The following is a 24,389-nucleotide window of genomic DNA, read 5'->3' as shown; positions in this document are numbered from 1 at the left end:
ATATTTAGACAATACGACTCTAATACAATAGAATGTAAGATAAGGACTGTAATGGGAGGTGCCGAAATTTGAGTCAATCTACAATATATGTATCACTAGATATAGGATCTTCGTCAGTCAAAGTACTGATCGGCGAAGTGGATGGCGGATCCCTCCACGTAATCGGAGTTGGTAACGTTCAATCTGCAGGCATAAGAAAAGGGACGATTATCGACATTGATGCGACTGTCCAATCGATCCGTAAAGCGGTGGAACAGGCTGAACGGATGACAGGCATGCAAATACGAGACGTCATTTTAGGCATCCCGGCCAACGGCGTGCTTTTACAAGACGTCAAAGGCGTTGTAGCCGTCAATTCGGAGAACAGGGAAATTACCGATGATGACCTGGACCGGGTTATGAAATCTGCACAAGTTATGTCGGTACCACCTGAACGGGAAATCGTAAACATTATACCGAAACAATTTATCGTGGACGATTATGATGAAATAAAAGACCCACGTGGAATGATCGGCGTCCGATTAGAAATGGACGGTACACTTATAACGACTTCCAAAACGTTAGTGCACAATATTTTACGATGTGTCGAACGAGCGGGTCTCGTAATACGTGAAATTTATTTGCAACCGCTCGCAGCGGGAACATTTGCACTGACGGATGATGAAATGAATCATGGAACTGCATTTATCGATATCGGTGGAGGTTCAACGACGATTGCCATTTTTGGCGATAACCGCTTCATTTCAACTGCTGTCATTCCGGTGGGCGGAGACCATATTACAAAAGACTTGTCGATCATTCTGAAGACACCTACAGAGCAGGCACGAAAAATTAAACATCAATATGGACATGCTTTTTATGATGATGCATCGGATGATGAGCTTTTTGAAGTTCCTGTCATTGGTGCTGATTCGAAAGATCAATATAGTCAACGATACATATCGGAAATTATAGGTGTCCGATTGGAAGAATTATTCGACTTGGTTCTTGAAGAGCTGTACCGCATGGGTATCCATGATTTGCCGGGTGGCGTCGTTTTAACTGGCGGCACGACGAAACTCGATGGGATTTTGCAACTTGCAAGACATGTATTGAGAACAAGAGTCCGAATCCACACACCAGAATATATCGGTGTGCGTGAACCGATGTATTCGACTGCTGTGGGTCTTATCCGTTATGCTAGTATGGAAGATAGCTATTTTGGGATTGCAGCTGAATCTCAAACAGTAGCTACGAATAGTGAGATGGACTATCCAGCTCCTAGTAAAAAGAAGGTAGCTGTCCAGTCAAAAGAGAAAAAGACAAGCTTCATGAGCAAAACAAAGAAATTTTTCGATGGATTTTTTGAGTGACTGTTTAAATATGGTCATATAGGGATTAGGAGGAGAGAGCATGCTAGATTTTGAAACGAATGTCGATGCACTCGCAGTCATTAAAGTGATTGGAGTCGGTGGCGGAGGAAATAACGCGGTTAACCGCATGATTGAACATGGTGTGCAAGGCGTGGAATTCATCGCCGTAAATACGGATGCGCAAGCACTTAAATTATCTGAAGCTGAAGTGAAATTACAAATCGGAGCTAAATTGACTCGCGGACTTGGTGCAGGGGCAAATCCTGATGTCGGAAAAAAAGCGGCTGAAGAAAGTCGTGAACAAATAGAAGAAGCTCTCCGCGGTGCGGATATGGTTTTCGTAACTGCAGGAATGGGTGGGGGAACAGGTACTGGTGCCGCGCCTGTCATTGCACAAGTGGCAAAAGATCTTGGAGCGTTGACAGTAGGTGTTGTCACACGTCCATTCACTTTCGAAGGAAGAAAGCGTCAGACACAAGCAATCGGTGGAATTGCAGCTATGAAGGAATCGGTCGATACGCTCATCGTCATTCCAAATGATAAGTTGTTGGAGATTGTCGACAAAAACACGTCGATGCTTGAGGCGTTCCGTGAAGCCGACAATGTATTGCGCCAAGGGGTTCAAGGTATTTCAGACTTGATCGCTGTCCCTGGACTTATTAACCTTGACTTTGCCGACGTGAAAACGATCATGTCCAATAAGGGATCTGCATTGATGGGTATCGGTATGTCTACAGGTGAAAACCGGGCTGCCGAAGCTGCGAAGAAAGCTATCTCGAGCCCGCTACTTGAAACATCAATTGACGGAGCAAAAGGTGTTCTGATGAATATTACGGGCGGTTCCAATTTAAGCTTGTTTGAAGTTCAAGAAGCAGCAGATATCGTAGCTTCCGCTTCCGATGAAGACGTCAATATGATCTTCGGTTCTGTCATTAATGATGACTTGAAAGATGAAATCCTCGTTACAGTCATTGCGACAGGGTTCAGTGAAGAACAATTGAATCAACCGAAGCCTTCGAGGAATCCAGGGTTTGGTGCTACGCGTCAACGTGAATCACAATCGCAATCAGCGCCGCAACCGTCTTATACTCGTCGAGAAGAGCCTCAGCAACAATTCCAACAGCCTGAGCCGACTCGACAACAACAGCAAAGCCATCAGCAAGATGATGCATTGGATATTCCGACATTCTTGCGCAATCGCCAAAGAAGATAATAAAAAAATTGAAGGAAACTCTCCAGCAGTCCAATTGGACAAGCTGGAGAGTTTTTTTATGACCGTTGTTCCGCAACAAATAAACGGGGCGCGCAACGCAACAAATTCGGGCCGCAACACAATCAAACTCCAACAACGCAATCAACGTGGCGCGCAACGCAAAGAAATCGGGCGCTACACAATCAAACTCCCGCAACGAAATAAACGGGGCGCGCAACACAACAAAATCTGGCCGCAACACAATCAATTAAGAATGCAACACGACGATCTCAGCTCCTAGCACAACTTCTTGGGTCTCCGCTATTCATGTCGAATATTTACTTTATTTTCTCCTTCGTTCCGACAAACATTGCATTCACGGAGTGTTATCCTTACGTACAAGGAGGGCGGGCAGATGTATGGGGAACTCATTGTTGCTATTAACATGGTATTCAACTATGCAATTTTGTCCTTTGCCAACCGGATGGTCAAGGCACAAGCTACTAGGCGCCGTTTATTCCTGGCTGCATTCGTCGGCGCGTTGCCGGTTACATTTTTCCCTGATTCCCGTCTCGCCATCTTCATCGCTTTCGGTGTAATGATTGTCTGTGCATTCGGGTTAACAATTGCCTCACTAGGAAGCCCAGCTTTCATCGTATTGATCGGTGCGCTTTTTGCCGGAGGAGCACTGACGGTCATCACAGAAAAGTTCTTGTTTTCGGATGCCAAATTCACAGTCTTTATCAGCGCACTACTTGCTTATATTATCCTCTATTTACTAAAGACTAAGTGGCTCGATGTAAGAACAGCTCGCCAATTGTCTTCCTATTCCGTAGCAACGGTTTTATCCATTTGGAATGAAACAGTTTCCATCCCAAGTTTTATCGATACAGGAAACCGCTGTACGGAGCCGCTAACTGGCGAACCAGTACATTTTGTTTCATTTAAGTTTGTGGAGCGCTTGATTCCTGAAGAGTTGAGAGGGCCGTTAGTTTCATGGAATGCAGAAAACATGCCACAACTTTCAACATTCCCAAAGCGCTACCAAAAAAGTTTAAGACTCATCCGGCTGCAAACAGTCCAAGGGGCTTCGTGGGCTGTTGGTTTTAAATTCGACCAATGGGTCATCGGGGAAGGAAGTGAGCTGCCAGCGGGCTATATCGTGTTTACAAAACAAGATAACCGTTATCCGGAAGGTGCAGGTGCTATTTTGCATGTCTCGGCATTGGAATCCATTATGAATGAAAGGGGAGCAAATCATGTTGCAGGGACTTAAGAAATGGTTATCGATCGTTAAAAGCTTCTTCACTAGAAAAAAAAGTGGGACTTATTATATCGGTGGACATGAATCACTGCCAAAACCGTTGTCCAGGGAGGAAGAAGCGATTGCGATCAGGGCTTTCATGGAAGGAGACATGGATGCCAGAGATACGCTCATTGAAAAAAATTTAAGGCTAGTCGTTTATATTGCCCGTCGTTTTGATAATACGAATACGCATATTGAAGATTTGATCAGCATTGGAACTATCGGACTTATAAAGGCGATCGAAACATTTAAAAGCGATCGCAATATTAAATTAGCGACATATGCTTCAAGATGCATTGAAAATGAAATCCTTATGCATTTAAGGAAAACGAACCGGACTCGCTCGGAAATTTCGTTCGACGAACCGTTAAATTCTGATGCGGATGGGAATGAGCTGTTGCTATCTGATATATTAGGCACGGATGAACATATTATTATTGATGATGTTGAAAAAAAATTAGAAAGGCAACATATGATTGAAGCGATCAGCACGTTGGATGAACGGGAGAAATATATAATGGAATGCCGCTTCGGACTCACAGGCCGTCTTGAAATGACACAGAAGGAAGTCGCAGAATTACTCGGTATTTCACAATCTTATATTTCACGTCTTGAAAAGAAAATAATCTCCGAACTGCGTGACAGATTAAACCATCCTATCGCTTGATGGTTGAAATTGGAGAATTGGATTTCGCATATTCCGCAAGTGTGAGGACAAACTATTTTGTACAGTCATCTACAGAATGCGGAGGAAAAGCGAATGATGCGTACAAGAGTTGAAATCTGTGGTATCGATACGTCCAATTTGCCATTACTGACGAATGAAGTGATGAAAGAAACGTTTATCCGGCTTCAAAATGGTGACGAATCGGCAAGGGAAGAGCTCGTAATTGGAAATTTGCGGTTAGTATTAAGTCTTGTCCAAAGGTTTGCTTATAGGGGGGAGCAGGCAGACGACCTTTTTCAAGTTGGCTGTATTGGTTTATTGAAGTCCATCGACAATTTTGATTTGAAACATAATGTCCGATTTTCAACATATGCCGTTCCAATGATCATTGGTGAAATCAAAAGACATTTGAGAGACCATCATGCCATTAGGGTATCCAGATCACTTCGGGATATAGCTTACAAAGCAATCAGAGCAAAGGAACAATTTGTTAACGAGCATCAAAAAGAACCTAAAATCTCTGATCTTGCGGAAGCGACGGGCATTCCAGAAGATGATATTTTATTCGCGTTAGATGCAATCCAAGATCCAATGTCCCTTCATGAACCGATGAACGGCGACGGCGGCGATCCTGTTTATATAATGGATCAATTACAGGATAAAAAGGTGTCTGAAGAGCGTTGGTTGACGTATGTGTCGGTAAAGGAAACGGTTTCGGGCATGACGGAAAGACAGCAGCTGATTCTTTCTAAACGTTTCTATTTAGGCCAAACCCAAACTGAAATTGCAAAAGAACTAGGCATTTCACAAGCCCAAATTTCAAGATTGGAGAAAAATGCCATTCAAATAATTCGAGATGGCATGGAGAATAAATAGTTGACTTAAAAACGCAATGCTCCGGCATTGCGTTTTTTTAGGTTGTTGAGCATAAGCTGTATAAACACAAAATTTATTACTGATATCCATTGTGTAAGGATTATCAATAACATTAAAGCTGTTGCTTGGATTGCAGGCGCGAAACTCCTGAGAAAGCCGTTACGTAGAACGGCTTTTGCAAAAAGCGTAGAAATACTCTTCGTGGTTCGATTGACTGAGGCAACGCCCCCGGAAAGCGAGTGCCGGAACGGAAAGCAACAGCCCCTGTTAAGACCAAGATCAAAATTAACATTGGAGGGATAAGAATGCGTTTCTCGGATTTGCAGAAGAAAGAAGTGATCGAAGTGAAAAAGGGCTCTTTTTTAGGATTTGTGCAGGACGCGACAATTGATATGAAAAACGGTAAAATTGACGTTCTTCAAATTGGCGGAGCTGAAAGGTCGCTATTTTTAGAATCAAAGATGAAGGATTTGAAGCAAATCAAGTATGATGATGTCCTCACCATCGGAAAAGACATCGTTTTAGTGGGCAAAAGGGTTGATAAATAAAGACTAATCATTGATATGTGTCCTTCCAATTGATACAATAAAGCAAAGTAAGCAGAAAAGTAGTGATTTCAATGGACACACTTCAACAACGTATGCAAAAAATAGAAAAAGCAATACAAGCAGCATGTGATCGTTCAAATCGGAAACGTCAAGACGTAACAATCGTTGCAGTGACAAAGCAAGTATCTACCAATAGAGCCAAAGAAGTTATCGAATTAGGAATTACAAATCTCGGAGAAAACCGGCCGGAGGGACTGCTTGCAAAGCAGGAAGACATCCAATCAGAAAAACTAAACTGGCATTTCATCGGAAATGTGCAAAGTAGAAAAGTGAAAGATATTATTAACAAAGTCGATTTTCTTCATTCACTGGACCGTCTTAGTCTCGCCAAAGAAATTCAAAAGCGTGCGTCATCTACGGTCAATTGCTTCGTACAAGTGAATGTGTCAGGGGAAGAATCTAAATCAGGGATAAATCCCGAGGAATTAGAGGATTTCATCCTTCAATTGGCCAATTATAATAAAATCCGAGTTGTAGGTTTAATGACGATGGCTCCATTCACTGAGGACGAAGAATGGATTCGAACTGTATTCCGTTCATTGCGCAGCCTTCGTGATCAAATCGCTGCAAAAGAAGTAGAACACGCGCCGTGCACACTATTATCAATGGGAATGTCGAATGACTATAGTATCGCAATCGAAGAAGGCGCAACTCACGTTAGAATCGGAACCGCATTAGTCGGAACGGAGAGCGAGGGAGACGAATGAGCATAAAAAGACGATTTGAAAAATGGTTCTATCTTGATGAGGAAGAGGAATTCCAACAAGAGCAACAGCCTGTCCGAGAGCAACAGCCCGTACAAGAGCAGCAGCCGAGAAGAGTGGTTTCACGGAAACCGCAAGTGGCGGAAACGCAACAGCAACAGCAGGGAACTGTTGTCAGCTTGCAAAGCATCCAGAAATCTTCAAAAGTTGTTCTTTTTGAACCTCGTGTCTATGCGGAAGCGCAGGACATTTCGGAGCATTTAAAGAATAAAAGAGCCGTTGTAGTCAATTTGCAAAGGATTGAGCGTGATCAAGGAATCCGCATCGTCGATTTCCTAAGTGGCACCGTCTATGCACTTGGCGGAGATATTCAACGGATTGGCACAGATATTTTCCTTTGCGTGCCAGAAAATGTGGAAGTGGCAGGAACCATTTCGGATTTTTTTGAAAGATAGAATTAGATGAGGTGTACAGATGGGATTAATAGATATAATTAACTTGATTTTTTCGCTCATTATTAGAGCAATAGATATATACTTAATACTCCTCATTATTTACATTTTAATGTCATGGGTACCTTCTACAAGGGAAACGAAGTTCGGCATCCTTTTAGGGAAAATTACGGAGCCTTATTTAGGGTTTTTCCGTAAATTCATCCCACCCCTTGGAATGATCGATATTTCACCGATTGTAGCTATCTTTGTATTGAATTACTTGATTTCTAGAGGTGTATATGAAGTTTATCGATTGATCGTTACCTCACTCATGTGAGGTTTTTTCTATAAGGGACCCGTGTATGAAAAGGGTTCTGTAAGGAGTCGTTAACTATGGATTCGATCATACAACATTTTAGAAAAGATGAGCAGCCATTCATCGAAACGGTAATTGGCTGGACGCGTGAAGTTGAGGATACATATTCTCCGAAGCTCACCGGTTTTCTTGACCCGAGACAGATTTTTATTTTAGAATCCATCGTAAAGAGTTCCGGTCTCCAATTCGGAGTCCATGGCGCGTTCCTTGAGCCCGAACGCCAACGAGCATTGATTTATCCGGACTATTTTGAACCGGTAGATGAGGATTTCCAAGTATCTGTTTTTGCAGTTAGATATCCTGCGAAATTTATGACACTGGAGCACAGAGATATTTTAGGTTCTCTCATGGCGCTTGGAATCGACCGTTCGAAATTTGGAGATATCCGCTTGGATGGAGATGTCGCCCAATTCTCCGCCGCAGAGGAAATGAAAGATTATCTGATCGCCAATCTGACATCGATCGGCAAATCAAAAGTACGAGTTGTAGAACTCGGTTCCACTGATAAACTGATTGTATCGGCAGAAACGTGGAAGGAAGAGAACCACACGATTAGATCACTGCGTCTTGACACGATTGTCGCTTCATTAGTGAACTGTCCGCGACAAAAAGCTGTTGCGCTCATTCAGAATGATAAAGTGAAAGTGAATCATGTCGTCCGAGACCAGCAAGCATTCGAAGTGAACGAATCAGACATTCTTTCAGTCAGGGGATCCGGCCGCTTCAAAATCTTATCGATAGAAGGAAGGACCCGGAAAGACAAAATACGGTTGTTGATTGGTAGGTTAGAATGATTTTTCAGACAACCGACTTAAAAACTGCTGTCTTATCTGTTGATGGTATGTATAATAGGGGATAGAAGATTTACTCGAAAGGGAGGAACAGAAGATGGCATTGTCACCACTCGATATACATAATAAAGAATTCAGCCGCGGCTTCCGGGGTTATGATGAAGATGAAGTGAATGAGTTTCTTGAGCAGATCATGAAGGATTATGAAAACGTGCTGGAAGAGAACAAAGCATTGAAGAACAGTTTGAAGGAGACGAAAGACAAAGTTTCCCATTTCAATTCTATTGAAGAGACTTTGCAGAAATCGATTTTGATCGCCCAAGAAGCAGCTGAAGATGTAAGACGGAATTCGATCCAGGAATCGAAACTGATCGTGAAAGAAGCGGAGAAGAATGCTGATCGTATTGTGAATGAAGCATTGTCGCGTGCCCGTAAGATAGCGATGGACATCGAAGACTTGAAAAAACAATCGAAAGTGTTCAGAAACCGATTCCGCATGCTCATTGAAGCCCAACTCGATATGATTAAAACGGACGATTGGGAAAAACTTCTTGAATATGAGCCGGATGCGGAACTACTGGAATCAGCAGCGGATGTAGAATGATTCGAAAGCTTGACATTTTGTCATATACAAACATATAATAATGACCATATAAGCAGGAAACAGGCGTTGAAAGAGAGAGTACTTTTCGAAATTCATGCAAAGCGAGCCGGGGGCGGTGGAAGCCCGGTCTGAATCGAAAACGAAAATCACTCTAGAGCCGGATTGACGAAAATCAATCCCGGATGCACCCCGTTATGGTGTTCTGAGAGGCAGTGTGATTTTTCATGCTGCAACTAGGGTGGTAACGCGAGAACAAATCCTCGTCCCTTTTATAGGGATGGGGATTTTTTATTTTCTGACCCCTAACTAATATACTGATTGATTATTACGGACTTTGTTGATTGAAGTGGAAGGCGGCGACTCCAGCGGGAAAGCGAGACAGGGGAGACCCCGCAGGGAGCGAAGCGTCTGAGGAGGCTCACCGCTCGCCCGCGAAACGCGTCCGCCTGGAGCGAAAATCAACAGTTCAAAGCCATTTACCAAGGAGGAAATAGTATGGATTACAAAGACACATTGCTCATGCCGAAAACGGAATTCCCGATGCGTGGCAACTTGCCGAACAAAGAACCCGATATGCAAGCGAAATGGGAAGAAATGAACATCTATGAAAAAGTACAAAAACGCACAGAAGGACGCCCTTTCTTCGTCCTACACGACGGACCTCCATATGCGAACGGCGACCTTCATATGGGCCATGCACTTAATAAAGTGCTGAAAGATATGATCGTCCGCCATAAATCGATGACAGGCTTCCATGCACCTTACGTACCAGGTTGGGATACGCATGGTCTACCGATCGAGCAAGCTCTCGTCAACAAAGGCGTCAATCGCAAAGAGCTTACCGTCGCCGAATTCCGGAAAATGTGTGAGGAATATGCTTATAGCCAAATCGATAGCCAACGTTCACAATTTAAACGGATTGGCGTACGCGGAAATTGGGAAAATCCGTATATCACGTTGAAACCTGAATTTGAATCGAGACAAATTCAAGTGTTTGGAGAAATGGCAAAGAAAGGCTATATTTACAAAGGTCTGAAACCAGTTTACTGGTCACCTTCAAGTGAATCAGCGCTAGCTGAAGCGGAAATCGAATACAAAGATAAAAAATCACCATCCATCTACGTTGCGTTTCCGGTCAAAGATGGTCTCGGTGTAATTGACGAGGATGTACGAATTGTTATCTGGACGACGACGCCTTGGACGATTCCTGCGAACCTCGGGATTTCGGTCCATCCTGAATTCACTTACGTTATTGTCAATGTGGACGGTAACAAGTTCCTCTTGGCCAAAGATCTCGTTGAGTTTGTTGCAAAAGAAATCGGATGGGAAACGTATGAAGTTATTAAAGAACTAAAAGGTTCGGATCTGGATAGAGTAATTGCAAAGCACCCTCTTTATGACCGCGATTCTCTCGTTATGCTAGGAGAGCATGTAACAGCAGAAGCTGGTACAGGATGCGTTCATACTGCACCTGGCCATGGTGAAGACGATTTCTACGTTTCGAAACAATATGGAATCGACGCTTTGTCTCCAATCAATGACCGTGGTGTTATGACAGACGAGGCTCCAGGCTTTGAAGGACTCTTTTATGAAGATGCAAATAAAGAAGTGACGAAAAAATTGGATGAAGAAGGCGCTCTTTTGAAGCTTTCATTCATCACCCACTCGTATCCGCATGACTGGCGTACGAAGAAGCCTGTCATTTTCCGCGCCACAGCTCAATGGTTCGCTTCCATTGAATCATTCCGTGGTGAATTGCTTGAAGCGATTCGCAATACGAAATTCACTCCATCATGGGGTGAGACACGGTTGTATAACATGGTTCGCGACCGCGGTGACTGGTGTATTTCACGTCAACGTGTGTGGGGTGTTCCAATTCCGGTATTTTATGCTGAAAACGGCGAAGCGATCCTTACAGATGAAACAATCGCACATGTTGCAGAATTGTTCCGTAAACACGGTTCAAATGTTTGGTTTGAACGGGAAGCGAGAGAATTGCTTCCAGAAGGCTTCGAGCATGAAGGCAGCCCGAACGGCCAATTTACAAAAGAAACGGATATTATGGACGTTTGGTTCGATTCCGGCTCAACACATCAAGGTGTGTTAGTGGAAAGAGACGATCTAGTCTACCCGGCAGATTTGTACTTGGAAGGCTCCGACCAATATCGTGGTTGGTTCAACTCGTCCTTGACGACAAGTGTCGCCATCAATGGCATTGCACCCTATAAAGGTCTATTAAGCCACGGCTTCACGTTGGATGGTGAAGGGCGTAAAATGAGTAAGTCGCTGGGCAACGTTATCGTGCCTTCGAAAGTGATGAATCAGCTAGGTGCTGATATTCTCCGTCTTTGGGTATCATCCGTCGATTATACAGCAGATGTGCGTGTTTCTGATTCAAACTTCAAGCAAGTGTCGGAAGTGTATCGTAAAATCCGTAATACTCTGCGCTTCTTGCACGGTAACGTAGCAGATTTCAATCCTGCTGCCGACCGGGTTGCGTTCGAAGATATGCGCCCGATCGACCAATACGTTTATGTGAAGTTGCAAGATTTAATCAAAGATGTGCTTGAGGCCTATGAGAAGTATGAGTTTGCTGGTGTTTATCACGCAGTGAACAACTTCTGTACAGGTGAATTGAGCTCCTTCTATTTAGATATTGCAAAAGATGTCGTTTATATTGAAGGCGTCGATCACCCACACCGCCGTGCGATGCAGACTGTTATGTACGATTCGCTACTTGCGCTCTTAAAACTATTGACACCAGTCATCCCTCATACGACCGATGAATTATGGGCTTATCTTGAGCATGTCGAAGAGGAGAGCGTCCAATTGACAGATATGCCGCAAGCGGAAGATCTTGGAGAGGCTGCTAATGCACTTCGCGAGCGTTTCAGCCGTTTGATGCTCGTCCGTGATGATGTATTGAAGGCGCTTGAAGAAGCTCGGAATGCTAAAGTGATCGGTAAATCGCTTGAGGCAAAAGTGACTGTCGCATTGCCAGAAAAGATGGCTGGCATTTTGGCGGCAGACGATATCGATTATGCTCAATTCTTCATCGTTTCCCAGTTCGAGGAAAGTGAAGTAGAAAAAGTGGGCTCAGATGCGTTGCAGCTCGATCATGCAACTGTCCTTGTTGAAAAAGCAGATGGTGAAAAATGTGATCGCTGCTGGACAATTTCTGAAACCGTTGGCGACGATGCTGATCATCCTGCACTCTGTGCACGCTGTGCGGATGTTGTTAAAAAATATTATTCATAAGCATTTTGGTAAAGGCTGTTTGCAACTGTGGCTGAGTCCCGGTTGCAACAGTCTTTTCTTGTTAGATGCACGCTGATTTCATGATTGATATCATTTTGTGGTAAAATGGAGCAGAAACTGTCGGACGGGGGTTTTTGGATTGGTACTTTACTATGGATTGGCTATCGTTTTAATTTTGTTTGATCAACTGACAAAATGGCTTGTTGTACAAAACATGAATCTTGGGGAACGAATCCCAATCGCAGAACCTTATTTGGCACTCCTCTCGCATCGTAATAAAGGGGCGGCATGGGGCATGCTAGAAGGGCAAATGTGGCTGTTTTATATCGTTACGTTACTAGTTGTAGGCGGCATCATTTACTTTTTCCATAAGGAAGCGAAAGGCAGCAAGCTTTTAAGTATCAGCCTCATGTTTTTATTAGGCGGAGCACTCGGAAACTTCATCGATCGTGTCTTTCGGAAAGAAGTGGTGGATTTTGTGGATGTACTCATTCCGATCATCAATTATGAATTCCCTATCTTCAACGTAGCAGATGCTGCATTGACTGTGGGAGTCGTCCTCATGATCCTTCATGTTTTTGTGGATGAAAAAAAGAATAAGAAAAAGGTGGCATAATGGAACCATTTGAAATAATTATTACAGAAGAGTATGGAAGCGGCAGAATCGATAAAGTTCTGTCGGATGCGAATGCCGATTGGTCCCGTACACAAATCCAGCAATGGTTGAAAGACGGGGCAGTTCTCGTAAACGAAGGAACTGTAAAATCGAATTATAAAGTGAAAGTTGGGGACGTCATCCAAGTGGTGGTGCCTGAACTTGAGGAGCTTGACATTGTAGCGGAAGATTTAAACTTGGATATCGTTTATGAGGATTCAGACGTGCTCGTTGTGAATAAACCACGTGGAATGGTAGTCCATCCTGCGCCAGGGCATGCGTCAGGCACTCTTGTAAATGGCTTGATGCATCAAGTGAAGGATCTTTCAGGTATAAATGGCGTCATGCGTCCCGGAATTGTTCATCGAATTGACAAAGACACTTCAGGTTTGCTCATGGTTGCGAAAAATGATCAGGCTCACGTATCACTCGTCGACCAACTCGTTGAGAAATCGGTAACGCGCGTTTATACAGCGCTCGTTCACGGCCATATCCCTCATGATCAAGGCACAATTGACGCACCTATCGGCAGAGATTCGAAAGATCGGCAAAGTATGACCGTTACAGATAAAGGGAAGCACGCTATTACGCACTTCAAAGTCTTAGATCGTTTTGGTGATTTCACATTAGTCGAATGCCGTCTTGAAACAGGCAGGACACACCAAATAAGGGTGCATATGAAGTATATCGGCTACCCGCTAGCGGGAGATCCGAAATATGGACCGAAGAAGACAATTGACTTCAACGGTCAAGCACTGCATGCCGGCACAATCGGCTTCAAGCACCCGCGCACTGGAGAATATTTGGAGTTCACAGAACCGTTGCCGGAAGAGTTTGAATCATTATTAAAAAAATTACGATCATAAAATCGTTGACAAAGCGAAAATGGGCAACTATACTTAACTAAGAAATTGAATAGCGACACCTTTAAAGTCAGTCCAGAGAGGCTGGGAAGGTTGCACGGAAGTACAGTGGGATAGCTGCGCGCTATTCTCCAGTACGTTTTTTCTGCACGTATACCCCCTGCCATCTTGGCAGGGGGTTTTTATTTTTACTAAGGAGGAATTATCATGACAGAAAAGGCAATCATTCTTGACGAACAGGCAATTTCCCGTGCGGTGACAAGAATCGCATATGAAATTATCGAAAAGAACAAAGGAATCGATGAATGCATCCTGGTCGGCATTAAAACAAGAGGGGCCGTACTTGCGAAAAGACTTGCAGATCGAATTAAGCAAATTGAAGGAAAACCGATACTGACTGGTGAGTTGGATATTACGTTATACAGAGATGACCTTCAATTGAAACATGAGAATAAGGAACCTTACGTCCACCAAGTTGATATCGAACACGATGTAACGGAAAAGAAAGTGATCCTCGTTGATGATGTGCTTTACACTGGAAGAACTGTGAGAGCAGCGATGGATGCGGTCATCGATCTGGGAAGACCTGCTGCAATCCAGCTTGCTGTACTCGTCGACCGTGGGCACCGCGAATTGCCGATTCGGCCTGATTTTATCGGAAAAAACATTCCGACATCAAGTGAAGAGCGCGTAGTCGTCAATCTTATAGAAGAAGATGGATCGGATGGCGTAGCAATCCATTCAAAATAAAACTGGAGACAGGTGAGAATTGATGAATGATAACAAAGTGTTAGACGTACTCGATAAGCCGGCTCCGGGAAGATGGCTAGCCCTCAGTTTGCAGCATATGTTTGCAATGTTTGGTTCGACGATCCTTGTACCACAATTGGTCGGTTTGAGCCCGGCAATCGCTTTACTCACAAGCGGACTTGCGACGATCATTTTCATCCTTGTCACGCGATTCAAAGTTCCCGCTTACTTAGGTTCATCATTCGCTTTCATTGCGCCGATTCAAGTGGCGACAAGCACAGGCGGCATAGGGAGCGCAATGATTGGCAGTATGTTTGTCGCGCTCGTGTACGCGCTCGTATCGTTGTTGATTTGGACGACGGGCTCAGGTTGGATTATGAAATTCCTTCCGCCAGTCGTAGTCGGACCAGTAATTATGGTTATCGGATTAGCGTTGGCACCGACGGCTGTGAGCATGGCAAGTACGATTCAAGTGAATGGCGAATCTCAATATAATCTACTTCATTTCTCTGCTGCAATTGTCACATTAGCAGCAGCGATCATCTGCCTCATGTTCTTTAGGGGGGTTATCAGTTTGATGCCTGTCCTGATCGGAATCGTCGTCGGGTACATATATTCTGCGGCAATCGGAATATTGGATTTTACAAAAGTTCACGAAGCTGACTGGTTTGAAATACCGAAATTCCTCATTCCTGGAATAGATTATGAGTTTGTTGTAACACCTGCATTGCTAGCAATCATGGTTCCAATATCGATCGTTACGATTTCAGAGCATATCGGTCACCAACTCGTTCTTGGCCGCGTAGTCGATAAAGATTTCATTAGAGACCCTGGCTTGAACAGATCATTGTTAGGAGATGGGCTTGGAACACTTCTTAGTGGATTCATCGGAGGTCCACCGAAAACGACGTATGGTGAAAACATTGGAGTCATGGCGATTACACGAGTCTATAGTGTTTACGTCATTATTGGTGCAGCGGTATTCGCGATATTGTTTTCCTTCATCGGGAAACTGATGGCGATTATCGCGACGATTCCCCAAGCAGTGCTTGGCGGAATATCAATATTGCTGTTTGGAATCATCGCTTCATCCGGATTAAGAATGCTTGTCGATCACAAAGTAGATTTTGGACAGCAACGGAATCTCGTCATCGCTTCAGTCATTCTCGTCATCGGAATCGGCGGCGCTTCCATCCATATAAGCGAAACGTTCCAAGTTGAAGGAATGGCGCTCGCTGCAATCGTCGGTGTACTACTGAACCTCATCTTGCCGGGTAGATCGAATGATAGCTTGGCAGATAGTCCAATTGAATAGGAAGACCTTTTAACATTGTACTGAGAGACAAGGAAAGGTTCAGTTGACGAACAGTCATTCAAGAATGAATGACGGTAGTTCAGTCATGCCCAACTGGCCTTTCCATGAAGTGGAAAGGCTATTTTTTATCCAATCGAAAGGGGAATTTCAACATGAAAAACCTATTATCAATGAAGGACCTAACAATTGATGAAATTTCAGCAATTTTAGATCGCGCTGCAATGCTAAAAAGGTATGGAATCCGTGCATTACCTCAAAAATATATGGTTAGCAATCTTTTCTTTGAGCCGAGCACACGAACAAAAATGAGTTTTGAAGTGGCGGAAAAGAAGTTGGGTCTTGAAACGATCCCGTTTGAAGCCGGTTCTTCCAGTGCGGTCAAAGGGGAGACATTATACGACACGCTTCGGACACTTGAGGAAATCGGTTTGGATGCAGTTGTCATTAGACACCCTGAAGAGCGGTATTATGAGGACCTCGTCGGAAAAATGAGGATGGCAATTATCAACGGAGGAGACGGTTCAGGTCAACATCCAACACAATCCTTGTTAGATTTGTTCACGATAAAAGAAACACTCGGCGGTTTTAAAGGACTGAATGTGCTCATTGCCGGTGACATTTCTCATAGTAGAGTTGCAAAGTCAAATGCAGACGCCCTTACAAAGCTTGGTGCAAATGTAAAATTCCTATGTCCTCCAGAGTGGGCAGGTGATTTTCCATACGTGAGTAACTGGGACGAAGTAATCTACACAAGCGATGTCGTCATGCTTCTCAGAGTCCAGCATGAAAGACATGATGGCAAAATGAGATTTACAAAAGAAGAATACCACGAAAAATATGGATTGACAGTTGAACGGGAGAGGGAAATGAAGCCTGGATCGATCATCATGCATCCGGCCCCGGTAAACCGGGATGTTGAAATAGCCGGAAGTCTCGTCGAATGCAATCGATCCATGATTTACAAGCAAGTTGAAAATGGTGTATATATACGTGCGGCCATATTAGAAACGATTTTACAAAAGGAGGAATTGGCATGGGAAAGATCATCAAGAGTGCATATGTTTTAAACGAGGAAAGTGAAAAGGTTTTAGTAGATGTCCAAATTGATGGAGACCGGATAACTGAAATTGGTACTGATTTGAATGTAGGAGATTCCGAAGTGATTGACGGAAGCGGCTTGTTGTTGGCACCTGGATTCATCGATGTGCATGTCCATTTGCGCGAACCTGGCGGCGAGCATAAAGAAACGATCGAAACGGGTACACTTGCCGCTGCAAAAGGCGGTTACACGACAATTTGTGCAATGCCGAATACGAGACCGGTGCCTGATACGAAGGAAAACTTGTCGCATGTTAATAAATTGATTGCCGAAAACGCTCATATCCGTGTTCTTCCATACGCATCTATCACAATTAGGGAAGCAGGGAAAGAACGGACGAATTTGAAAGAACTGAAGGAGAATGGAGCTTTCGCATTTACAGATGACGGTGTCGGAATCCAACAGGCTGGAATGATGTACGAAGCGATGCAAGATGCTGCAGAAATCGGAATGCCGATCGTCGCCCATTGTGAAGATAATACGTTGATCTACGGCGGAGCGATGCATGAAGGAAAACGGAATAAGGAGCTTGGACTTCCGGGCATTCCGTCCATCGCCGAATCGGTTCATATCGCTCGTGATATCCTACTTGCTGAAGCTGCCGGCGCACATTATCATGTTTGCCACGTAAGCACAAAAGAGTCGGTCAGAGTCATTCGTGACGCAAAGAAAGCTGGAGTTCATGTAACGGCAGAAGTGAGTCCGCATCATCTTTTGCTTTCTGAAAATGACATTCCTAGTGATGATGCAGATTGGAAGATGAATCCGCCTTTACGCGGGATGGAGGATCTACACGCATTGCGTGAAGGCTTGCTCGATGGCACATTAGATTTTATCGCAACAGATCATGCACCTCATACGGCGGAAGAAAAGAATGCAGGGTTCCAAAAAGCACCTTTTGGAATAACAGGTTTGGAAACGGCCTTCCCACTTCTTTATACCCACTTCGTGAAAGAAGGAAATTGGACATTGAAGCAATTGATCGATTGGATGGCTCAAAAACCTGCTGATGTGTTCGGGTTGCCTTATGGAAAGATTGAAGTTGGGGCACAGGCTGATCTTGTCCTCATTGACTTGAATAAAGAACAGACAATCGACCGGAACACATTTGTGTCGAAAGGAAAAAACACACCATTCGATGGTTGGACGTGTGTCGGCTGGCCAGTAAAAACAATCTTCGGTGGAAACGTCGTCTGGCAGGACAATTATGCAGTAGTAGATCGTACGATTTAAATGGAAAGCTTCGCCGTTTAATTAAAAGCTAGCAACCGAAAGGGGAAATACGATGCCTAAACGCCAAGATATTGAAACAATCCTAGTGATCGGATCCGGACCGATTGTCATCGGGCAAGCTGCAGAATTTGATTATGCTGGAACACAAGCATGCCTAGCATTGAAGGAAGAAGGATACCGCGTCATTCTTATCAACTCGAATCCCGCAACAATCATGACCGATACGGAAATTGCAGACAAAGTATACATCGAGCCGCTGACGCTTGATTTCGTCAGCCGAATTATTCGTAAGGAACGACCGGATGCCCTTCTTCCGACTTTGGGCGGGCAAACTGGATTGAATATGGCGATTGAACTTCAACAATCAGGTATCTTGGATGAATTAGGAATCGAAATTCTTGGGACGAAACTCGATGCGATCCATAAAGCGGAAGACCGCGATCTGTTTCGCTCCTTAATGAACGAATTAGGGGAGCCGGTCCCTGATAGTGCTATTATCCACAATTTAGAGGAAGCGCAAGCATTTGTAGAACAAATCGGCTACCCTGTCATCGTCCGTCCTGCCTTTACGCTTGGCGGCACTGGAGGCGGCATTTGCTATAACGAGCAAGATCTTAAGGAAATTGTAACAAGCGGTTTAAAGTACAGTCCTGCTACGCAATGTCTTCTCGAAAAATCGATTGCTGGTTTGAAAGAAATCGAGTATGAAGTAATGCGCGATTCGGCTGACAATGTTATCGTCGTCTGCGGCATGGAAAATGTCGATGCAGTTGGCATCCATACGGGTGATTCCATCGTCACAGCCCCTTGTCAAACGTTGACGGAACATGAAAATCAAATGCTTCAAGATGTTTCATTGAAAATTATCCGAGCTTTGCAAATCGAAGGCGGATGCAATGTCCAGCTTGCATTAGACTCTCACAGCTGCAACTACTACATTATCGAAGTGAATCCACGGGTAAGCCGCTCATCTGCATTAGCATCAAAAGCGACGGGCTGCCCGATAGCAAAATTGGCGGCAAAAATTGCAGTCGGTCTTACACTTGATGAAATGATAAATCCTGTAACGGGTACAGCGTATGCATCATTCGAACCGACAATCGATTATATCGTCACGAAAATTCCCCGATGGCCTTTCGATAAATTCGAATCCGCAAAACGGAATCTCGGAACACAAATGAAAGCGACCGGGGAAGTAATGGCGATTGGCAAAACATTTGAGGAATCGATCTTAAAAGCGGTACGCTCCCTTGAAACCGGTCGATTTGATTTGACATTAAAGAATGCTGAGGATCTGACGGACGAATGGATTGAAAAACGAATCCGAAATGCAGGAGACGAAAGGTTATTTTTCATCGGAGAAGCGTTGCGAAGAGGTACTTCGATTGAGACATTGAAAGAATGGAGTCACATCGATTTGTTTTTCCTGCGCAAATTCGAAAAAATAGTCCAGTTCGAGAAGAAGATAGAAGCGAATCCTTTCAATGCAGAGACGCTGCGCGCAGCAAAACAAATGGGCTTTTCAGATGTGACGATTGCCCGTCTTTGGAACGCCCATGAAACGTCCATCTATAATTGCAGGAAGGCATATGGGATCATTCCAGTTTACAGGAAAGTGAACATAGAAACAGCTGAGAATGAATCCGAAACTCCTTACTTTTACGGGACTTATGGAGATGTAAATGAAAATTGTAAAACCGAAAAGAAAAGTGTCGTCGTTCTCGGGTCAGGTCCGATTCGGATCGGGCAGGGAGTAGAATTCGACTATGCAACGGTCCATTCAATATGGGCGATTCAGCAAGCTGGTTATGAAGCGATCGTCATCAACAATAACCCTGAAACAGTGTCTACAGATTACTCAGTTTCAGATAAGTTATATTTTGAGCCGCTCACTATCGAGGACGTCATGCATATCATCGATTTGGAGGAGCCTGAAGGCGTCATTGTCCAATTCGGTGGACAAACAGCGATTAATTTGGCGGAAGGGCTTGAAAATCGCGGAGTGAAAATAGTAGGCACATCTCTTGAAAATATCGATCGAGCGGAAAACAGGGATCAATTCGAACGTGCTCTCCGTGAATTGGGCATCCCGCAACCACTCGGAAAAACCGCAGTTTCCACCACTGAAGCAGCAGCCATTGCGAAGGAGATCGGTTATCCAGTTCTCGTGAGACCATCATATGTATTAGGTGGACGCGCGATGGAAATCGTCTATGAAGAGATGGAGCTTCTTCAATACATGGATCATGCAGTCGAAGCGAGCCCGGAACATCCTGTACTAATCGATCGCTACTTGACTGGGACGGAAATTGAAGTGGATGCAATTTGTGACGGCAATACCGTATTGATTCCAGGAATTATGGAGCATATCGAAAGGGCGGGAGTCCATTCCGGTGATTCGATTGCGGTTTACCCTCCTCAGAATCTATCGACGACTATGATGGAAACGATTGTGGATTACACGGAACGATTAGCGCTCGGCTTAAGCATACAAGGACTGCTCAATATTCAATTTGTCATTTCAGATGGTCAAGTGAATGTTATTGAAGTGAATCCGCGTTCTAGTAGAACAGTGCCGTTCCTAAGTAAGATATCGAATATTCCGATGGCTAATATCGCAACAAAGGCAATCCTTGGCCAGTCCATAGTGGATCAAGGATATAAAGGCGGTCTTGCGACTCTGTCTACTGGCGTCTATGTAAAAGTTCCGGTGTTCTCATTTGCGAAGCTGAGAAGGGTAGATACTACACTCGGACCAGAAATGAAATCGACAGGCGAGGTCATGGGCAAAGATATAACAATCGAAAAAGCGTTATATAAAGGGCTCGTTGCTGCAGGAATTCAATGTAAAGAGTACGGAGCCGTTCTCATGACTGTTGCCGATAAAGACAAAAAAGAGATAGTAGACCTTGCAAAACGATTTGCAAAAATCGGCTACAAGATCCTTGCAACCGAAGGAACGGCGAAAGCATTGAAGACATCCGGTATAGAAGTAGAAACTGTCAGTAAAATCGACTCAGCCGGAACGACATTAATCGATGTCATTCAAAAAGGCGAAGTGCAACTTGTCATTAACACATTGACGAAAGGGAAACGTCCAGAACGTGACGGATTCCGAATCAGACGTGAAGCAGTGGAGAATGGTATCCCGTGCTTAACGTCAATCGATACAGCTAATGCAATGCTACGCGTTGTCGAATCAATGATATTCCAAACAGAAAATATGCCAAAACAGCAGGTGATCGTATGATAACTCAAGACAGGATGAAAGTGACAGGACAACGGGAAATTGCTAACAATATATTTGAAATGAAGCTCTCAGGCAAGCTGGTAGGTGAAATTGCTTGCCCTGGTCAGTTTGTCCATATTCGAGTGTCAGACTCGTTCGAACCATTATTAAGAAGACCGATTTCCATCGCTTCAATTGACAATGAAGCAAACGAAATGACAATCATTTATCGAGCGGAAGGGCGCGGTACTACATTGCTGTCATTGAAAAAAGAAGGCGATGAAGTAGACGTGCTCGGACCATTAGGCAACGGTTTCCCAGTAGAAGAAACATCGCCTGGTGAAACTGCGCTACTCATTGGCGGGGGGATAGGGGTTCCGCCACTATATGAATTATCGAAACAACTGACCGCCAAAGGAGTTACGTGCATTCATATACTAGGCTTCCAAACAGCAGACGTGTCGTTTTATGAAGAGGAGTTCATGCGATTGGGAGAAACGTTTATCGCAACTGTAGATGGATCGAAAGGGACGCCGGGGTTTGTGACAAATGTGATGGAAACGATCGGAAATAATTTTGCGACTTACTACTGCTGCGGTCCGATGCCGATGCTGAATGCTGTGCAAACAGCTTACACTGATAAAAAAGGCTTCCTTTCATTCGAACAGCGGATGGGTTGTGGAATAGGAGCTTGCTTCGCATGTGTTTGCAAGACGACGGAGAAAGCAGATCAAGAATACGTAAAAGTTTGTTCGGATGGACCAGTATTTCCAGCAGGGGTGGTGTCGATATGAATAGATTGGCAGTGGAATTGCCTGGATTGCAATTGAAAAACCCAATTATGCCCGCATCCGGCTGTTTCGGTTTCGGCAAAGAATATGGGAATTTGTATGACTTGTCACTGTTAGGAGCCATTATGATCAAAGCAACTACTTTGGAGACTCGCTTCGGTAATCCGACTCCACGCGTTGCAGAAACAGCGTCAGGCATGTTGAATGCAATCGGTTTGCAAAATCCTGGATTACAAAGCGTCATGGAAAACGAACTTCCGTGGCTGGAACAATACGATGTTCCGATCATTGCAAATGTAGCTGGAACAGAAACAGCAGATTATGTTGAAGTGGCAAAAACAATTTCGACTGCTCCGAATGTAAAAGCACTGGAACTAAACATATCGTGCCCTAATGTGAAATGCGGTGGCATTACGTTCGGCACAGATCCGCAACAAGCGCATGATTTGACTGCCGCTGTAAAAGAAGTTTCAGAAGTTCCGGTTTATGTAAAGCTGTCACCTAATGTTACGGATATAAAAGAAATTGCCAAAGCGGTCGAAGCCGGCGGAGCAGATGGAATTACGATGATCAATACGCTTGTCGGCATGAGGCTTGATCAACGGACAGGTCGTCCGATCATTGCCAATATAACAGGTGGTTTGTCAGGTCCGGCTGTTAAACCTGTTGCGATCAAAATGGTGTATGAAGTGAGCCAAGTCGTACATATCCCAATCATCGGCATGGGTGGAGTTGCCGAAACGGTGGATGTCATCGATTTTCTTTCTGCAGGCGCAAGCGCGGTAGCTGTCGGGACAGCGAATTTTGTAGACCCGTTCATTTGTCCGAAAATAATCGAGGAACTTCCGACAAAATTAGATGAGCTCGGCATCGAACATATTTCTGAACTAGTAGGAAGGAGCCACCGGTTATGAAAACATCTCCGATCATAGCGTTAGACTTTGATTCATCACAAAGGGTTTTCGATTTTCTACAACCATTTGAAGCGGGCATTAATGTGAAAGTCGGCATGCAGCTTTATTACAAGGAAGGACCTGCAATCATTTCTAAACTGAAAGAATGTGGCTTCGATATTTTCTTGGACTTGAAACTCCATGACATTCCGAATACGGTGAAATCGGCAATGGAAGTATTGGCAAGCTTAGGTGTGGATTTGGTCAATGTCCATGCAGCTGGCGGAAGGTCAATGATGGAAGCTGCGCTTGAAGGGCTAGATAAAGGAACGCCTGTTGGAATGAAGCGTCCTTCAATTATCGGTGTAACTCAATTGACGTCTACTGACGAACGGCAAGTTAGGGAAGAACAGCTTATCCATGCCTCCCTGCAAGAGTCGGTCCTACATTATACAAAACTCACAAGTAGTGCTGGATTGGATGGCGTTGTTTGTTCAGTACATGAGGCTGCAATCATTTCTGAAGTATGCGGAGCGGATTTCCTGAAAGTAACCCCTGGCATCCGTCTTCCTGAAAACGGGACGCACGATCAAAAAAGAATTGCGACTCCAGAGGAAGCAAGGCAAGAAGGGTCGACTCATATCGTAGTCGGCAGGGCCATTACAGGCGCATCGGATCCACGCGCAGCATATGAACAAATTAATGGAAGATGGAGAGGGGTAGAGCGAATTGGGTAAAAAGGAAATCGCGGAAATTCTATTGAACGTCGGGGCTGTGGAACTAAGCCCTGAAGATCCATTTACATGGGCATCGGGCATAAAGTCGCCGATCTATTGTGATAACCGGTTGACGATGTCTGATCCTGTTGGGCGCAAACAAATTGCGGAAGGGCTCGCGGAATTAATTAAAACACATTATCCTGAAACGACGTTGATTGCGGGAACGGCAACTGCCGGCATTCCACATGCGGCATGGGTAGCAGATATCCTTGGTTTGCCGATGGTTTATATTCGTTCAAAAGCGAAGGGGCATGGTCGTAGCCGTCAAATCGAAGGGAAAGTAAAGCCTGAGGATAAAGCGATCATTATTGAAGACTTGATTTCCACAGGAGGCAGCAGTTTGAATGCTGTCGAAGCGTTGCAATCTGAAGGAATTGAAGTTGCTGGCGTCGTCTCCATTTTTACATATGAACTTGAAAGTGCAGATAAAGCATTTGCTGAAGCAGATTTAACTTATAAGAGTTTGACGGATTTCGGAGCACTTACTGAGATGGCTAAGGCAAGCGGGGCCATTACAGCAGAGTCTATGGACGGCTTACTGGAGTGGCATACGAAATTGAAAGCTGGCCTTTTATAAAATCATATGAATACAATAAAACGTTATGCGAAGTGTA

General features: G+C 44.3%; 23 protein-coding genes and 1 other annotated feature. All 23 genes read left to right on the top strand.

The genetic code is table 11. The features are described 5' to 3' along the window. Positions 1-68: 68 nt before the first annotated feature. The 23 genes from ftsA (at position 69) to pyrE (ending at position 24,352) form a co-directional block, all read left to right on the top strand. Positions 69-1,352, top strand: coding sequence for a cell division protein FtsA (gene ftsA / locus ACTHPA_RS07825; RefSeq protein ID WP_440499591.1), 1,284 nt, complete (start codon positions 69-71; stop codon positions 1,350-1,352). A gap of 40 nt (positions 1,353-1,392) precedes the next feature. Then, complete coding sequence (ftsZ, locus tag ACTHPA_RS07820; RefSeq protein WP_440499590.1) at positions 1,393-2,565, top strand: cell division protein FtsZ; 1,173 nt, start codon at positions 1,393-1,395, stop codon at positions 2,563-2,565. A gap of 394 nt (positions 2,566-2,959) precedes the next feature. Further along, positions 2,960-3,820: a sigma-E processing peptidase SpoIIGA gene (locus ACTHPA_RS07815; protein ID WP_440499589.1), complete on the top strand. Its 861-nt coding sequence runs from the start codon at positions 2,960-2,962 to the stop codon at positions 3,818-3,820. Further along, entirely contained in the window at positions 3,804-4,517 is a 714-nt protein-coding gene (gene sigE, locus ACTHPA_RS07810; protein ID WP_440499588.1) for an RNA polymerase sporulation sigma factor SigE, read from the top strand. The genes ACTHPA_RS07815 and sigE overlap by 17 nt, the downstream gene beginning before the upstream one ends. Before the next feature lie 96 nt (positions 4,518-4,613). Then, positions 4,614-5,393, top strand: a complete 780-nt coding sequence (sigG, locus tag ACTHPA_RS07805; RefSeq protein ID WP_440499663.1) for an RNA polymerase sporulation sigma factor SigG — start codon at positions 4,614-4,616, stop codon at positions 5,391-5,393. Between the two features lie 305 nt (positions 5,394-5,698). Further along, the gene (locus ACTHPA_RS07800) at positions 5,699-5,941 is read left to right on the top strand and encodes a PRC-barrel domain-containing protein (protein ID WP_440499587.1); all 243 of its coding nucleotides are present in this window, start codon (positions 5,699-5,701) and stop codon (positions 5,939-5,941) included. A gap of 71 nt (positions 5,942-6,012) precedes the next feature. Beyond that, entirely contained in the window at positions 6,013-6,708 is a 696-nt protein-coding gene (locus tag ACTHPA_RS07795; RefSeq protein ID WP_440499586.1) for a YggS family pyridoxal phosphate-dependent enzyme, read from the top strand. Continuing rightward, entirely contained in the window at positions 6,705-7,160 is a 456-nt protein-coding gene (locus ACTHPA_RS07790; protein WP_440499585.1) for a cell division protein SepF, read from the top strand. The genes ACTHPA_RS07795 and ACTHPA_RS07790 overlap by 4 nt, the downstream gene beginning before the upstream one ends. 19 nt (positions 7,161-7,179) lie before the next feature. After that, on the top strand, positions 7,180-7,476 hold the full coding sequence (locus tag ACTHPA_RS07785) for a YggT family protein (protein ID WP_440499584.1): 297 nt from the start codon (positions 7,180-7,182) through the stop codon (positions 7,474-7,476). 56 nt (positions 7,477-7,532) lie between these two features. Beyond that, positions 7,533-8,309: an RNA-binding protein gene (locus tag ACTHPA_RS07780; RefSeq protein ID WP_440499583.1), complete on the top strand. Its 777-nt coding sequence runs from the start codon at positions 7,533-7,535 to the stop codon at positions 8,307-8,309. A gap of 94 nt (positions 8,310-8,403) precedes the next feature. Next, complete coding sequence (locus ACTHPA_RS07775) at positions 8,404-8,910, top strand: DivIVA domain-containing protein (RefSeq protein ID WP_440499582.1); 507 nt, start codon at positions 8,404-8,406, stop codon at positions 8,908-8,910. Positions 8,911-8,967: 57 nt separating this feature from the next. Next, positions 8,968-9,181 (top strand) — a binding site (T-box leader). A gap of 224 nt (positions 9,182-9,405) precedes the next feature. Further along, on the top strand, positions 9,406-12,168 hold the full coding sequence (gene ileS / locus ACTHPA_RS07770) for an isoleucine--tRNA ligase (RefSeq protein WP_440499581.1): 2,763 nt from the start codon (positions 9,406-9,408) through the stop codon (positions 12,166-12,168). Positions 12,169-12,307: 139 nt separating this feature from the next. Further along, a complete protein-coding gene (gene lspA, locus ACTHPA_RS07765; RefSeq protein ID WP_440499580.1) occupies positions 12,308-12,784 on the top strand; it encodes a signal peptidase II in 477 nt (158 codons plus the stop codon). Beyond that, the gene (locus ACTHPA_RS07760; protein WP_440499579.1) at positions 12,784-13,689 is read left to right on the top strand and encodes an RluA family pseudouridine synthase; all 906 of its coding nucleotides are present in this window, start codon (positions 12,784-12,786) and stop codon (positions 13,687-13,689) included. The genes lspA and ACTHPA_RS07760 overlap by 1 nt, the downstream gene beginning before the upstream one ends. A 204-nt stretch (positions 13,690-13,893) precedes the next feature. Further along, a complete protein-coding gene (pyrR, locus tag ACTHPA_RS07755) occupies positions 13,894-14,436 on the top strand; it encodes a bifunctional pyr operon transcriptional regulator/uracil phosphoribosyltransferase PyrR (RefSeq protein ID WP_440499578.1) in 543 nt (180 codons plus the stop codon). A gap of 22 nt (positions 14,437-14,458) precedes the next feature. Next, on the top strand, positions 14,459-15,751 hold the full coding sequence (locus tag ACTHPA_RS07750; RefSeq protein ID WP_440499577.1) for a uracil-xanthine permease family protein: 1,293 nt from the start codon (positions 14,459-14,461) through the stop codon (positions 15,749-15,751). Between the two features lie 152 nt (positions 15,752-15,903). Then, positions 15,904-16,818, top strand: a complete 915-nt coding sequence (locus ACTHPA_RS07745) for an aspartate carbamoyltransferase catalytic subunit (protein ID WP_440499576.1) — start codon at positions 15,904-15,906, stop codon at positions 16,816-16,818. Further along, positions 16,785-18,083, top strand: a complete 1,299-nt coding sequence (locus ACTHPA_RS07740; RefSeq protein WP_440499575.1) for a dihydroorotase — start codon at positions 16,785-16,787, stop codon at positions 18,081-18,083. The genes ACTHPA_RS07745 and ACTHPA_RS07740 overlap by 34 nt, the downstream gene beginning before the upstream one ends. Before the next feature lie 52 nt (positions 18,084-18,135). Beyond that, entirely contained in the window at positions 18,136-21,333 is a 3,198-nt protein-coding gene (gene carB, locus ACTHPA_RS07735) for a carbamoyl-phosphate synthase large subunit (RefSeq protein WP_440499574.1), read from the top strand. Beyond that, positions 21,330-22,106 (top strand): dihydroorotate dehydrogenase electron transfer subunit, encoded by a 777-nt coding sequence (locus ACTHPA_RS07730; protein ID WP_440499573.1) that lies wholly within the window; start codon positions 21,330-21,332, stop codon positions 22,104-22,106. Before carB ends, ACTHPA_RS07730 begins: the two co-directional genes overlap by 4 nt. Continuing rightward, positions 22,103-23,017: a dihydroorotate dehydrogenase gene (locus ACTHPA_RS07725; protein ID WP_440499572.1), complete on the top strand. Its 915-nt coding sequence runs from the start codon at positions 22,103-22,105 to the stop codon at positions 23,015-23,017. The genes ACTHPA_RS07730 and ACTHPA_RS07725 overlap by 4 nt, the downstream gene beginning before the upstream one ends. Beyond that, positions 23,014-23,733 (top strand): orotidine-5'-phosphate decarboxylase, encoded by a 720-nt coding sequence (pyrF, locus tag ACTHPA_RS07720; protein WP_440499571.1) that lies wholly within the window; start codon positions 23,014-23,016, stop codon positions 23,731-23,733. Before ACTHPA_RS07725 ends, pyrF begins: the two co-directional genes overlap by 4 nt. Continuing rightward, a complete protein-coding gene (gene pyrE, locus ACTHPA_RS07715; RefSeq protein WP_440499570.1) occupies positions 23,726-24,352 on the top strand; it encodes an orotate phosphoribosyltransferase in 627 nt (208 codons plus the stop codon). Before pyrF ends, pyrE begins: the two co-directional genes overlap by 8 nt. Positions 24,353-24,389 lie beyond the last annotated feature (37 nt).

The organism is Sporosarcina sp. SAFN-015, from assembly GCF_051966875.1.
Classification (GTDB): domain Bacteria; phylum Bacillota; class Bacilli; order Bacillales_A; family Planococcaceae; genus Sporosarcina.
The sequence above is the reverse complement of the archived record's forward strand: the minus strand, read 5'-3'. Positions and strand labels throughout refer to the sequence as shown.

Excerpts from the sequence above, each read along its gene's own strand:
- ftsZ (WP_440499590.1), top strand. The coding sequence starts at position 1,393 with ATGCTAGATTTTGAAACGAATGTCGATGCACTCGCAGTCATTAAAGTG.
- ACTHPA_RS07815 (WP_440499589.1), top strand. The coding sequence starts at position 2,960 with ATGTATGGGGAACTCATTGTTGCTATTAACATGGTATTCAACTATGCA.
- sigE (WP_440499588.1), top strand. The coding sequence starts at position 3,804 with ATGTTGCAGGGACTTAAGAAATGGTTATCGATCGTTAAAAGCTTCTTC.
- sigG (WP_440499663.1), top strand. The coding sequence starts at position 4,614 with ATGCGTACAAGAGTTGAAATCTGTGGTATCGATACGTCCAATTTGCCA.
- ACTHPA_RS07800 (WP_440499587.1), top strand. The coding sequence starts at position 5,699 with ATGCGTTTCTCGGATTTGCAGAAGAAAGAAGTGATCGAAGTGAAAAAG.
- ACTHPA_RS07795 (WP_440499586.1), top strand. The coding sequence starts at position 6,013 with ATGGACACACTTCAACAACGTATGCAAAAAATAGAAAAAGCAATACAA.
- ACTHPA_RS07790 (WP_440499585.1), top strand. The coding sequence starts at position 6,705 with ATGAGCATAAAAAGACGATTTGAAAAATGGTTCTATCTTGATGAGGAA.
- ACTHPA_RS07785 (WP_440499584.1), top strand. The coding sequence starts at position 7,180 with ATGGGATTAATAGATATAATTAACTTGATTTTTTCGCTCATTATTAGA.
- ACTHPA_RS07780 (WP_440499583.1), top strand. The coding sequence starts at position 7,533 with ATGGATTCGATCATACAACATTTTAGAAAAGATGAGCAGCCATTCATC.
- ACTHPA_RS07775 (WP_440499582.1), top strand. The coding sequence starts at position 8,404 with ATGGCATTGTCACCACTCGATATACATAATAAAGAATTCAGCCGCGGC.
- ileS (WP_440499581.1), top strand. The coding sequence starts at position 9,406 with ATGGATTACAAAGACACATTGCTCATGCCGAAAACGGAATTCCCGATG.
- ACTHPA_RS07760 (WP_440499579.1), top strand. The coding sequence starts at position 12,784 with ATGGAACCATTTGAAATAATTATTACAGAAGAGTATGGAAGCGGCAGA.
- pyrR (WP_440499578.1), top strand. The coding sequence starts at position 13,894 with ATGACAGAAAAGGCAATCATTCTTGACGAACAGGCAATTTCCCGTGCG.
- ACTHPA_RS07750 (WP_440499577.1), top strand. The coding sequence starts at position 14,459 with ATGAATGATAACAAAGTGTTAGACGTACTCGATAAGCCGGCTCCGGGA.
- ACTHPA_RS07745 (WP_440499576.1), top strand. The coding sequence starts at position 15,904 with ATGAAAAACCTATTATCAATGAAGGACCTAACAATTGATGAAATTTCA.
- ACTHPA_RS07740 (WP_440499575.1), top strand. The coding sequence starts at position 16,785 with ATGGGAAAGATCATCAAGAGTGCATATGTTTTAAACGAGGAAAGTGAA.
- carB (WP_440499574.1), top strand. The coding sequence starts at position 18,136 with ATGCCTAAACGCCAAGATATTGAAACAATCCTAGTGATCGGATCCGGA.
- ACTHPA_RS07730 (WP_440499573.1), top strand. The coding sequence starts at position 21,330 with ATGATAACTCAAGACAGGATGAAAGTGACAGGACAACGGGAAATTGCT.
- ACTHPA_RS07725 (WP_440499572.1), top strand. The coding sequence starts at position 22,103 with ATGAATAGATTGGCAGTGGAATTGCCTGGATTGCAATTGAAAAACCCA.
- pyrF (WP_440499571.1), top strand. The coding sequence starts at position 23,014 with ATGAAAACATCTCCGATCATAGCGTTAGACTTTGATTCATCACAAAGG.